The organism is Buchnera aphidicola (Takecallis taiwana), from assembly GCF_039355125.1.
Classification (GTDB): domain Bacteria; phylum Pseudomonadota; class Gammaproteobacteria; order Enterobacterales; family Enterobacteriaceae; genus Buchnera_L; species Buchnera_L aphidicola_AG.
This window is the reverse complement of the sequence record NZ_CP134979.1, coordinates 1-12,619: the sequence shown is the minus strand read 5'-3', so window position 1 is coordinate 12,619 and position 12,619 is coordinate 1. Positions and strand designations below refer to the sequence as shown.

The window sequence follows — 12,619 nt, the reverse complement described above, 5'->3', positions numbered from 1 at the left end:
ATTATTTTGTTGAAATGGTTAAACGAACACGTAATTTACTTCTTCTACGTGACAAAATATCACGACCTGAACGAGTCGCCATACGCGCTCTAAAACCATGAACACGATTTCTTTTTAATATAGACGGTTGAAAAGTTCGCTTCATATAATCTTCCTTATTATGATTTACATATTAATCATATTGAAACATACGCTAAATATATATATAAATAACTAAAAAATTCTTGATTCATATAAATATGCATAGTATAAAATATAATTACCACATGACATATGGAAGTCTTAATTATAAAATATTTTATACAAAAATTCTATTTAACATACAATAATTGTGATATAATGTCAAAGATATTAAAAATACTGCATTTAAATCATTATAATTAATTCAGTATATATATATTTTGTCAAATTTAGTTTCATTCATTCACTAGATTTTACAATTATAAAAAAATATGAAATTTACTATAACAAAAAAAAACTTCTTAACGCCATTACAAAAATTGAATAGTATTCTATTTGCAAATCATAAAAATCCAATTACTAACAATATTTTCTTTTATATTCATAACAAGTATACGTATTTAATAAGTACAAATCTAGAATTAGAAATTATTGCAAAAATACACTGTAGTAAAATTTTTAATCTTGGTGAAATCCTTGTATCTGGTAAAAAAATATTAAGCATTGTTCGTAGCTTTCCAAGTGAATCAGAAATTCACATAACCGCGAAAAATAATATTATGACATTACAGTATAAAAATATTATTTTTAAATTAAATACATTACACGCAAAAACTTTTCCAAGATTTAAGACGGAAAAAATTACACGTAATATTTACCTTAATCAATATGTATTCAAAAATCTAATTTATAATAGCCATTATGCTATGGCAAAACAAGATGTACGTCATTATTTAAATGGTTTAAATATTGAGATTAATTCTAATAAAATATTTTCAGTTGCTACCGATGGTTATCGTATGGCAATAACATATACATCATATCCAAATAATACACAATCTATTTCAATAATTATACCCTATAAAACAATAATAGAATTAATTAAATTATTAGAATCAAAAAATAATGAGATGCAAGTATATATTGGTAATAAAATTATTCAATTTAATTTAAAACAATATACCTTATCTAGTAAATTAATTGAAAATCAATTCCCAAAATATGTAAATCTGATACAAAAAGAATTTGATAAACATATTATTCTTGATCGAGAAAAATTAAAACAAGCGTTATTGCGAGCATTAATTGTAATAAATCAAAAACTACATGGTGTGAGAATTATTATCCAAAAAGGATTATGTATTATACAAGCAAGTAATGAACATGATGAAACGATTCAAGAAGAATTTCAGATTAATTATTCCGATGAACCGATCGAATTAACAATGAATATTAACTATTTTTTAGATGTTATTAATATTATTAACCAACCAAACATCAATATATTTCTACAAAATACAAGCTCAATAATATATATAAAATATAAGTCAGATTATAATTCATATCATATAATTATGCCATTAATTTTATAAAAAATTACCGTTATCTATCATATACAATATACTATTTGTGTATATTTATAATACCTAATGAACTTTATATATATATATTTATATAACAAACACGATAATAAGGAAAAATCTTTCATATGTATAATTCATCTAATATTAAAATCTTAAAAGGATTAGATGCTGTTCGTAAACGACCTGGTATGTATATTGGTAACACAGATGATGGTAGTGGATTACATCATATGGTTTTTGAAATAGTAGATAACGCTATTGACGAAGCTCTATCTGGATATTGTAAAAAAATTACCGTCGTAATGCATCTAGATGGATCAATTTCCGTACAAGACGATGGAAGGGGTATACCTACTGATATTCACCCTGAAGAAGGTATATCAGCTGCAGAAGTGATTTTAACGATGTTACATTCTGGTGGAAAATTTGATAATAATACATATAAAATATCTGGAGGTTTACATGGTGTAGGTATTTCTGTTGTTAATGCATTATCTAAAAAACTAAAATTGACAATATATAGACAGGGAAATATATATCAACAAACGTATAAAAACGGTACCCCAATCCATAAATTACAAATTACCGGAAACACAAATATTAGAGGAACAAAAATCCATTTTTGGCCAAGTCATAAAATATTTAATCATATTATTCATTTTCAATATGAAATATTATCATCAAGATTAAGAGAGTTATCATTTCTAAATTCTAATCTTGAAATTCAAATCATAGACCGTAAAAAAAAATTACAAAATACATTTCATTATACCGGAGGTATTAAAGCATTTATTAAATTTTTAAATACTAATAAACAACCAATACATCTACAACCAATATATTTTCATGTAATAAAACATGAAATTGAATTAGAAATATCCATACAATGGAATACTTCATTTAAGGAACAAATCTATTGTTTTACAAATAATATACCTCAAAAAGACGGAGGAACACACTTATCCAGTTTTAGAACTGCTATAACGCGAACTATTAATAATTATATTAATAAAGAGGGATATAATAAAAAAGGAAAAATTCAAACAACAGGTGATGATACACGAGAAGGATTAACTGCAATTATTTCCATTAAAATGCCAAATCCGCGATTTTCATCACAAACAAAAGAAAAATTAGTATCATCAGAAGTAAAAGCAGTAATAGAATCTGTAATAATAACACATGTATCAGATTTTTTATTAGAAAATCCAAAAGATGCTAAAAATATCATTAATAAAATTATTCATGCATCAAAAATGAGAGAAGCAGCAAAAAAAGTACGTGAAATTAGTAAAAAAACAGGAATATTAGATTTAAGTGGATTACCTGGAAAATTATCAGATTGCCAACAAAAAAATCCAGCACTGTCAGAAATTTACTTAGTAGAAGGTGATTCTGCAGGAGGTTCAGCTAAACAAGGAAGAAATCGAAAAAACCAAGCAATTTTACCATTAAAAGGGAAAATACTTAATGTAGAAAAAGCAACATTTGAAAAAATGTTAATGTCACAAGAAATCAATGCAATTATTACTGCATTAGGTTGCGGAATTGGAAAAATAGAATATAATCCTGACAAACTTAGATATCACAATATTATTATTATGACTGATGCTGATATTGATGGTTCACATATTCGTACATTATTATTGACATTTTTTTATCGATATATGCCAGAAATAATTCAAAAAGGACATATATACATTGCACAACCCCCGCTTTATAGAATTAAACAAGGTAAGAAAGAAATATACATTAAAAACGAGGAAGACATGCATAAAACACAAATGTATATTGCATTAAAAAAAATAATATATTTTAAAATAAATTCTGATCATCATAATAGATATTCTGAAAAATTTAAAAATATTATTTTTGAATATGAAGATATTAAATATCGTTTGAAAAAAAATCAATATTATTTTTCAGATGTCGTATTAGATGAATTAATTCATCAACCAAAACTAGAAAATTTAAAGAATAAAGCCAAGATTGCAACATGGATAAATAATATAGTCTTAAATTTAAATAATAAAACAAAATATATCACATATTCTAGTAAAATCAAAAACAATATTATTAAAAATATTTTTGAACCAAGAATTTTAGAATATAATAGATTAAATACAAAAAATAATACTTATTATATTACTAATAAATTATTATTAAGTAGTGAATATACACACATGCAAAAAATACATACTCAATGGAGTGAATTAATTCAAAACGGCGATTATATTCAAAAAGGTAACGAAATACATAAAATTATTAACCTAAGATCCACAACCGAATGGCTTATGAATACCGTTCAAAAAGAAATACATATACAAAGATATAAAGGACTAGGAGAAATGAATCCTCAGCAATTATGGGAAACGACTATGAATCCTCAAACACGTAATATGTTACAAGTAACAATAAAAGATGCCGAATCCGCAAGTACATTATTTCAAACGCTCATGGGTGATTTAGTCGAACCGCGTAAAATCTTTATAGAAAAGAATGCCCTCATGGTTGAAAATATTGATATTTAAAATTTAACGCTTTAAATACTTCTATTTTATGAAATGTTACAATAATTATTTATTAATTTAATTTTTAGTACGATATCTAATAATTGACGCTGTAAAATTTTTTTTTCGCTATCTTTAACTTGTAATATTGATTTACTAAGCTGTTTTTTTTGATATATTAATTCATCGTATTTTAAATCACTTAAAAAACATCCTTCATCTGGTAAAACATAAATAACAAAAGGCTGTACTTCTAAAATACCCCTTGAAACATATAAGTATTGTGTATTATCGTTAGTAAAAATCGATAATAATCCTGCTCTAATCATCGTTAATAATGGTGCATGCCCAGGATAAATATTTAATACACCTTGATATCCAGTAATATGAATTTTTTGAATAGCACCAGAAAATAAATGTTGTTTTATACTAATTACATTTAAAAAACAATCCATCGTGCAACACTCCACATTAATTATAATATTTTTGCCTTTTTTATTGCTTCTTCAATATTACCAATCATATAAAAAGCCTGTTCAGGTAAATTATCAAATTCACCTTCTATGATACCCTGAAACCCCCGAATACTATCTTTTAAAGAAACATATTTGCCGGGAAAACCAGTAAAAACTTCAGCTACAAAGAAAGGTTGTGATAAAAATTTTTGTATTTTGCGTGCACGTGAAACTAAAATCTTGTCTTGTTCCGACAATTCATCCATTCCTAATATTGCAATAATATCTTTTAATTCTTCATATTTTTGTAAAATTGACTGTACATTTCTAGCTGTTTGATAATGTTCCAAACCTACCAATTCTACATCCAATTGACGACTTGTTGAATTTAAAGGATCAACAGCAGGATAAATCCCTAAAGATGCTATTTGACGACTTAAAGTAATAGTAGCATCAAGATGCGAGAATGTTATTGCCGGAGCCGGATCTGTCAAGTCATCTGCTGGTACATATACAGCTTGTATTGATGTAATAGAACCTGTATTAGTTGAAGTGATGCGCTCTTGAAGTAACCCCATTTCTTCAGATAATGTTGGTTGATAACCAACCGCAGAAGGCATTCTTCCCAGTAATGCGGAAACTTCTGTACCAGCTAAAATATATCTATAAATATTATCAATAAATAATAATACATTCTTACCATTATCTCGAAACTTCTCTGCTATTGTTAACCCTGTAAAAGCCACTCTTAATCTACTACCTGGCGGTTCATTCATTTGACCATATACTAACGATACTTTATCTAATACATTAGATGTTTGCATCTCATGATAAAAATCATTACCTTCTCGTGTTCTTTCACCAACTCCAGTAAACACAGAATATCCAGAATGTTTAACTGCAATATTACGAATTAATTCCATCATATTAACTGTTTTACCAACTCCCGCCCCTCCAAATAAACCAATTTTACCACCTTTAGCAAATGGACAGATTAAATCAATAACTTTAATTCCAGTCTCTAACACTTCTTCCATATTTGATTGTTCTTGATATGTTGGTGCTGCTCGATGAATTTCCCAGTATTCAGGATCAGTACCATCTGATCTTTTTATTGGGCCTTTCATATCAATTGGTTCCCCTAGTACATTAATCATTCTACCTAATGTAGCCGATCCAACAGGCACACGAATATAATGACCCATATTTTTTACTAATAAACCCCTTTTCAAGCCGTTAGATGAACCCATAGCAATGGTACGCACAATGCCTGAACCAAGTTGTTGTTGTACTTCTAAAGTTAATACTAGAGTACCGTTATGTACTTCCAATGCATGATATATTTTCGGAATATGATCTTTTGGAAATTCTACATCTACTATAGCACCGATCACTTGCACAATCTTACCTGTCTTCATATTTACTCCGCTAATTACGATAAATAATTAATTAATACTTGATGCACCTGACACAATTTCCATAATTTCTTGAGTAATACTATATTGACGAATTTTATTATATAATAATTGTAATTCTTGAATTATATTTTCACTATTATCGGTAGCAGTTTTCATAATTAATCTTCTTGAATATTGTTCGCAGACAATATTTTCTAATATTACCTGAAATACTTGTAATAAAATATATTTTTGTAATGTATAATCTAATACTATACTTGAATTGGGTTCATACAAATAATCCCACATCGTATATTTTGTATATTTTTTATCCATAAAAAGAATCGATTGTAATGGTAATAATTGTAATATATATGACATTTTATTATTCTGAGTGTGAAATTTATTGCCTGCAATAAATAATTGATCAAAACCATCGGTTTGATATTCTTGAATTAATTCGTTTATTAAAGGTAATAACGTGTCATGTTTAATATCATCATTATAGTACATAGTTTTTTTAACATTTGAATAATAAGAATTATTAAAAAATAATATTGCTTTTGAACCTAACAGGTATAAATTACAAGATATATTTTTTTTTTTATGTATGGCAATAAAATTATTCACTTGTTTAAAAACATTATAATTAAGATTACCACATAAACCACGATTAGATGATATAATAATAATACCTATTTTTTTAGTTATATTTTCTTTATGTAAAAAACAATGTTTATAACTTAATTTACCATGAAAAAAATGGGAAATGATTTTTTTTATATTTTCTAAATATGGAGAACTAATTAGTAGTTTTTTTTTCACTTTTTTCATTTTAGAAATTGCAACCATTTCCATAGTTTTTGTAATTTTTTGAGTATTCTTTATACTCGAAATTTTATTACGTATCGTTTTCGTATTTGCCATAAATCACCCTTATTGTATATACAATATATGCGATATCAAATATATTAGATAACTAACTAATACTTTTCTTAAATAATTTAATATTATTTTTAATTTTATTTTCTAAATCTTTTGTATATATATCTGCACTATTAATATGATCGATTAAATCAATATGATATTTATTAAAATATTCTATTATATCTTTCTCAAAAATAGAAATTTTATCTATATCAATATCATCTATAAAACCATGTTCAGCCGCAAAAAAAATAATTGATTGTTCTGCCACAGAAAGTGGAGCATGTTGCTGTTGTTTTAATAATTCAGTAAGTTTTTTCCCATAATTTAATTGTTTTTTAGTAACTGTATCTAAATCAGTAGAAAATTGAGCAAATGCAGCCAATTCACGATATTGCGCTAAAGCTACGCGAATTTTAGAAGATAATTTTTTAATAATTTGTATTTGAGCAGCACTTCCGACCCGTGACACTGAAATACCAGGATTAATAGCAGGACGAATACCAATATTAAATAAATTAGATTCTAAAAAAATTTGTCCATCAGTTATTGAAATAACATTTGTAGGTATAAAAGATGAAACATCGCCAAATTGTGTTTCTATAATTGGCAACGCAGTTAATGACCCTGTTTTATTGCAAACTTGATTTTTACTCCTTATTTTCACACTATTTATATTAATCCGGGCTGATCTTTCTAATAAACGTGAATGTAAATAAAAAATATCTCCTGGAAATGCTTCACGTCCTGGAGGACGTCTTAATAATAATGAAATTTGACGATATGAAATGGCATGTTTGGATAAATCATCATATATAATTAACGCATTTTCTCCATGATCCCTAAAATATTCACCAATAGCACATCCAGAATAAGGTGCTAAATATTGCATAACTGGAGCTTCAGATGCCGAAGCATTAACAATAATTGTATGTGATAAAGCATGATATTTTTCCAATGTTTTCACAACATGTAACACTGTTGATTGTTTTTGACCGATTGCAACATAAATACACAACACATCTGATTTTTTTTGATTAATAATAGTATCTATAGCTAATGTAGTTTTTCCGGTTTGTCTATCACCGATAATTAACTCCCTTTGACCTTTACCAATCGGTACCATAGAATCAATAGATTTATACCCTGTATAAATTGGTTCAGATACCGAAATACGTTCAATCACTCCTGGAGCTTCCTGTTCAATAGGATAAGATACTGTACTAACAATATCACCTTGCCCATCAATCGGACATCCTAATGCATTAACAACACGACCTAATAAATTAGAACCAACAGGAATTTCAAGCATTTTTCCTGTTGAATAAACACGCATACCTTCCGTAATATTTAAATAACATCCCAATACTACAGCACTTGTAATATCTTGTTCTAAGTTTAAAGCCAAAGCATGTAAATTATTTGGCAGAAGGATCATTTCACCAAACATTACTTCAGTAATACCATGAATTTTAATAATACCGTCACTGACAGAAATAATAATACCTTCATTATAAATTTTTTTTAATATATTAAATTTTTCAATACGTTGTTTAATTAAATCACTAATTTCATTTGAATGTAATTGCATATTTTTATTTATTCTCATTTATGATATTAAAAAATTTGATAATTCATGTAATTTTATAAAAATACAGTCATTAATTACCATATCATGATATCTTAAAATCACACCATATAAAATAGATGGATCAGTGAAACAAATTAAATTAACAGTTTTACGAAATCTACGTTTTAAAATAATATTAATTTTTTCTTTTTGGTCTTTATCCAAAGCATGCGTAGTGGTAATTTCAACATTAATAATATTATAATGATTATTATACAATGTCATATACTCATGAAAAATATATTTTATTAAATGTAATCTTTGGTTTAGAATTAATAATTTAATAAAATTTGTACCATATTTATCGATTTTTATGTCAGAACACGTTGTGATAATAATTTTCAATATAACATCAATCGGGTAAATTATATTAAAAAATTGATTCACATTTTGGATTTGAGATATTTGTAATAACTTTCTTAATAATACCTTCCAATATTTCAAAGATCGATGTTGAATAGAAGTATTAAATATTGCTGTAGCGTAAGCACGAGCTATAATTAAGTTGTATTGCACAAATATTACCCCAAAATTATAAATTATTAATTATATTTTCTATATTACAATTTTTATCTTTACAAGATATGCTATTAATAATTATTTTTTTTGCCATCATCACAGCTAATATACTAATTTCTGTTGTAAGTTTTTTTCTTAATTGAATTTCTTTGATTTTAATTTCCATGTTAGCTTGTTTAATCAGTTTTTCTTTTTCTTGTCTTGCACATTGTTTAGCATGTTCTATAATTAATAATTTATTTTTATTAGCATCATTAATAATATCACGAGCTTTTTTTTGAGAATCAGCAATTTCTTTTTTTGCTTGATGATACATATTTGTTACATCTTTTTTTTTTTTGTTAATATTAAATAATTTTTCTTGAATTAAGGATTGACGTTTTTTAATTATTGTAATTAAGTTAGGCCAAATATATTCCATACAAAACCAAATAAACAAAATAAATGCAATTATTTGACCTAATATTGTTGAATTTAAATCCATAAATTATATAACCTTATATAAAAAAGTAATATTTAAGAAAAATAAATTTATAACATTAGATACAAAACTACTTAGAAAACGCAAAAATCATATATAAACCTAAACCTACAGCAATCATAGGAATAGCATCAACTAAACCCATTACAACAAAAAATTGTGCTCTTAAAATCGGAATTAGATCAGGTTGACGTGCTGCTCCTTCTAAAAATTTTCCACCTAAAATTCCAATACCAATTGCCGCACCAATAGATGCTAAACCAATCATAATTCCTGCAGCTAAATATAACATATATAAATTATGCATATCAATATCCTTTTTTTTAATAATAAAAAATATTTTATAAATCGTGTTTTTTAGTTGCCATAGATAAATAAACAATTGTTAAAATCATAAAAATAAATGCTTGTAAAAAAATAATCAAGATATGAAAAATAGCCCAGGGTACACTCAACGTCCATTGTAACCACCAGGGTAAACAACCAGCGATTAAAATAAAAATCATTTCACCAGCATACATATTACCAAATAAACGCAGTGCTAAAGACATTGGTTTGGATAATAATGATATAGATTCTAAAAAGAAATTTATTAAATAAAATACGTAATAATTAAATGGTTGTGTAATTAATTCTTTTAAAAAACCGATTATCCCTTTGGTTTTACAACTATAAAAAATGATTAATGCAAATACGACGATAGCAATTGCAATTGTAACATTAATATCTGCTGAAGGTACAATTCTAAAATAAGAAATAGAAAATGTTAAATTCAATAAATATGGTATAAAATCAATTGGAATTAAATCCATAGTATTCATCAACAGAATCCAAACAAATATTGTTAACGATAACGGGGCAATTAATACATTATCTCCATAATATATATCTTTTACATTTTTATTAACAAATTCTATAATTAATTCAATGAAAATTTGTATTTTTGATGGATTTTTTAAAGATAAATTTTTACTGATATAATAAAAAATAGCTAAAAATATAATACCCAAAAATAAAGAAAATACAATTGAATCAATATTAATAACCCAAAATGTTTGTTTTGTATTATCATGTACAAAAATTAATTTTTTTAGGTTAATTTGTAAATGTTGTAAATGATGATGAATATATTTTACAGGATTGGGTATTGTTGATAATATCATAATAAAAAAGACCTTCATTAATAGAGAATCTATTAAGTAAATTATTCTTATAGAATATTTAAAAATAAAATTTATATTTAGAGTAATTAATTATAGTATTTTATATTTTTTTATTTAAAAAATTATTTTTTTTAAAAAAAATTAATAAAATAGATATTGCAGCAGGAGTAATACCAGAAATTCTAGAAGCTTGCCCTAAAGAACTTGGTTGATAATCATTTAAGAGACTCATTACTTCTTTTGATAATCCTGGAATATTACAATAATTAAATTTAATTGGCAATATGGTATCTTCATATTTTTTATATTGAGTAATTTGTTGATCTTGTTTAATAATATATCCTTGATATTTAATATCTATCATTACTTCATTTAATGCAAAAAAATTAGTATTTTTATTAAAAAAAATTTTTGATTTTTTAATATTATTAAATGTTAATTCTGGTCTTTTTAATAATTCATATCCGGAAATATTACTTTTTAATTGAATATTAAAAACATCTTTTAGTTCTTTTGATTCCTTAGAGTTCATACGGATAATGATATTTTTAATCCTGTTTTTTTCTTGATTTATACAATGAATCTTTTTTTGATATGCTGCCCATCGATTTGGATCAATTAAACCAATTTTTTTAGCATGTCCAGTTAATCTTAAATCTGCATTATTTTCTCTCAATAATAAACGAAATTCTGCACGTGAAGTGAACATACGGTAAGGTTCGCTTATACCTTTAGTACATAAATCATCAATTAAAACACCTAAATATGATTCATTTCTTTTTGGATACCAACAATTTTTACCTTGAATTAATAAGGCAGAATTAATACCTGCTAATAAACCTTGAGCTGCAGCTTCTTCATATCCAGTTGTACCATTAATTTGGCCTGCCATGAAGAGACCTTTAATAAATTTACTTTCTAAGGTCGGTTGTAAACCTCTTGGATCTATAAAGTCATATTCAACTGCGTATCCTGGTTGAATAATTTTAACATCTTCAAAACCCTGTATTGAATGAATAAATTGCATTTGAATGTTAAAAGGCAAGCTTGTTGAAATACCATTTGGATATGCTTCGATACAATGAATACCTTCAGGCTCAATAAAAATTTGATGACTATTTTTATCTTTAAATTTGATAATTTTATCTTCAATAGATGGACAATATCGTGGTCCTTTACTTGATATATTTCCTATAAACATTGGACTTTGATGTAAATTTGATTTTATAATATTATGAGTATTTTCATTTGTTTTTGTAATATAACAAACAACTTGTTTTGGATGTTGTGTATAATGACCTAAAAATGAAAATACTGGTACAGGTTTATCGCCTGACTGTATAGTTAAATTCTGAAAATTAATTGTTCGTATATCTAGTCTGGGTGGTGTTCCAGTTTTTAATCTTTTTATTTGTAATGGTAATTTTTTCAATTTGTTTGATAATTGTATCGATGTAACATCATTTATCCTACCTCCGTAGTAACTTTTTAATCCTATATGTATTTTAGCACCTAAGAATGTTCCTGTAGTGAGTATAACTGATTGTGCATAAAATATATTTTTATAAATAGTTTTTACACCTAATATGCAGTTATTTTTTATAACTAAATCAATAACTTCTGCCTCTAATATCTTTAAATGTTCTTGTTGAAACAATATTTTTTGGATAACATTTTTATATATTTGTCGATCAACTTGAGCACGAGTAGCTTGTACAGCTGGTCCTTTAGTTGCATTTAAAATACGAAACTGAATACCAGAAATATCAGTAGCAACAGCCATAATACCACCTAATGCATCTATTTCTTTTACTAAATGACTTTTTCCTATTCCACCTATTGCTGGATTACATGATAAATTACCTAAAGTATGTATTCTTTGTGTTAAAAGTAGTGTCTTACAACCAATACGAGATGCAGCTAATGCTGCTTCTATTCCGGCATGTCCTCCACCAACAACGAGAACATCAAAATATTTATTATAAAAATTCAT

Annotated in this window: 12 protein-coding genes; 2 read left to right on the top strand and 10 right to left on the bottom strand. The window is 25.9% G+C overall.

Annotated elements, in window-relative coordinates:
• Position 1 precedes the first annotated feature (1 nt).
• Positions 2 to 145 carry a 50S ribosomal protein L34 gene (rpmH, locus tag RJT54_RS00060; protein ID WP_343128206.1) on the bottom strand — a complete coding sequence of 48 codons (144 nt, stop codon included), beginning with the start codon at positions 143 to 145 and terminating at the stop codon, positions 2 to 4.
• A gap of 307 nt (positions 146 to 452) precedes the next feature.
• Here rpmH and dnaN point away from each other — a divergent pair, with 307 nt between their 5' ends.
• On the top strand, positions 453 to 1,553 hold the full coding sequence (dnaN, locus tag RJT54_RS00055; RefSeq protein WP_343128205.1) for a DNA polymerase III subunit beta: 1,101 nt from the start codon (positions 453 to 455) through the stop codon (positions 1,551 to 1,553).
• A 107-nt stretch (positions 1,554 to 1,660) separates the two neighbouring features.
• Positions 1,661 to 4,075, top strand: coding sequence for a DNA topoisomerase (ATP-hydrolyzing) subunit B (gene gyrB / locus RJT54_RS00050; protein ID WP_343128378.1), 2,415 nt, complete (start codon positions 1,661 to 1,663; stop codon positions 4,073 to 4,075).
• A 26-nt stretch (positions 4,076 to 4,101) separates the two neighbouring features.
• Here gyrB and atpC read toward each other — a convergent pair whose 3' ends face one another.
• The 9 genes from atpC to mnmG form a co-directional block, all read right to left on the bottom strand.
• Positions 4,102 to 4,509, bottom strand: a complete 408-nt coding sequence (gene atpC / locus RJT54_RS00045) for an ATP synthase F1 subunit epsilon (protein ID WP_343128204.1) — start codon at positions 4,507 to 4,509, stop codon at positions 4,102 to 4,104.
• Between the two features lie 20 nt (positions 4,510 to 4,529).
• Complete coding sequence (gene atpD, locus RJT54_RS00040; protein WP_343128203.1) at positions 4,530 to 5,927, bottom strand: F0F1 ATP synthase subunit beta; 1,398 nt, start codon at positions 5,925 to 5,927, stop codon at positions 4,530 to 4,532.
• A 27-nt stretch (positions 5,928 to 5,954) separates the two neighbouring features.
• Positions 5,955 to 6,833: an ATP synthase F1 subunit gamma gene (gene atpG / locus RJT54_RS00035; RefSeq protein ID WP_343128202.1), complete on the bottom strand. Its 879-nt coding sequence runs from the start codon at positions 6,831 to 6,833 to the stop codon at positions 5,955 to 5,957.
• 52 nt (positions 6,834 to 6,885) lie between these two features.
• Positions 6,886 to 8,424: a F0F1 ATP synthase subunit alpha gene (atpA, locus tag RJT54_RS00030; protein ID WP_343128201.1), complete on the bottom strand. Its 1,539-nt coding sequence runs from the start codon at positions 8,422 to 8,424 to the stop codon at positions 6,886 to 6,888.
• Positions 8,425 to 8,442: 18 nt separating this feature from the next.
• Positions 8,443 to 8,979 (bottom strand): ATP synthase F1 subunit delta, encoded by a 537-nt coding sequence (atpH, locus tag RJT54_RS00025; protein WP_343128200.1) that lies wholly within the window; start codon positions 8,977 to 8,979, stop codon positions 8,443 to 8,445.
• A 16-nt stretch (positions 8,980 to 8,995) separates the two neighbouring features.
• A complete protein-coding gene (locus RJT54_RS00020; RefSeq protein WP_343128199.1) occupies positions 8,996 to 9,466 on the bottom strand; it encodes a F0F1 ATP synthase subunit B in 471 nt (156 codons plus the stop codon).
• Between the two features lie 67 nt (positions 9,467 to 9,533).
• Positions 9,534 to 9,770, bottom strand: a complete 237-nt coding sequence (gene atpE, locus RJT54_RS00015; RefSeq protein WP_343128198.1) for a F0F1 ATP synthase subunit C — start codon at positions 9,768 to 9,770, stop codon at positions 9,534 to 9,536.
• A 34-nt stretch (positions 9,771 to 9,804) separates the two neighbouring features.
• On the bottom strand, positions 9,805 to 10,626 hold the full coding sequence (atpB, locus tag RJT54_RS00010; protein ID WP_343128197.1) for a F0F1 ATP synthase subunit A: 822 nt from the start codon (positions 10,624 to 10,626) through the stop codon (positions 9,805 to 9,807).
• A 100-nt stretch (positions 10,627 to 10,726) separates the two neighbouring features.
• Positions 10,727 to 12,619, bottom strand: coding sequence for a tRNA uridine-5-carboxymethylaminomethyl(34) synthesis enzyme MnmG (gene mnmG, locus RJT54_RS00005; protein ID WP_343128196.1), 1,893 nt, complete (start codon positions 12,617 to 12,619; stop codon positions 10,727 to 10,729).

Bases quoted from the DNA above. Each gene is read 5' to 3' on its own strand.
- atpG (WP_343128202.1), bottom strand. From the start codon at position 6,833: ATGGCAAATACGAAAACGATACGTAATAAAATTTCGAGTATAAAGAAT.
- atpB (WP_343128197.1), bottom strand. From the start codon at position 10,626: ATGATATTATCAACAATACCCAATCCTGTAAAATATATTCATCATCAT.
- mnmG (WP_343128196.1), bottom strand. From the start codon at position 12,619: ATGAATTTTTATAATAAATATTTTGATGTTCTCGTTGTTGGTGGAGGA.
- RJT54_RS00020 (WP_343128199.1), bottom strand. From the start codon at position 9,466: ATGGATTTAAATTCAACAATATTAGGTCAAATAATTGCATTTATTTTG.
- rpmH (WP_343128206.1), bottom strand. From the start codon at position 145: ATGAAGCGAACTTTTCAACCGTCTATATTAAAAAGAAATCGTGTTCAT.
- atpC (WP_343128204.1), bottom strand. From the start codon at position 4,509: ATGGATTGTTTTTTAAATGTAATTAGTATAAAACAACATTTATTTTCT.
- atpE (WP_343128198.1), bottom strand. From the start codon at position 9,770: ATGCATAATTTATATATGTTATATTTAGCTGCAGGAATTATGATTGGT.
- atpD (WP_343128203.1), bottom strand. From the start codon at position 5,927: ATGAAGACAGGTAAGATTGTGCAAGTGATCGGTGCTATAGTAGATGTA.
- dnaN (WP_343128205.1), top strand. From the start codon at position 453: ATGAAATTTACTATAACAAAAAAAAACTTCTTAACGCCATTACAAAAA.
- atpA (WP_343128201.1), bottom strand. From the start codon at position 8,424: ATGCAATTACATTCAAATGAAATTAGTGATTTAATTAAACAACGTATT.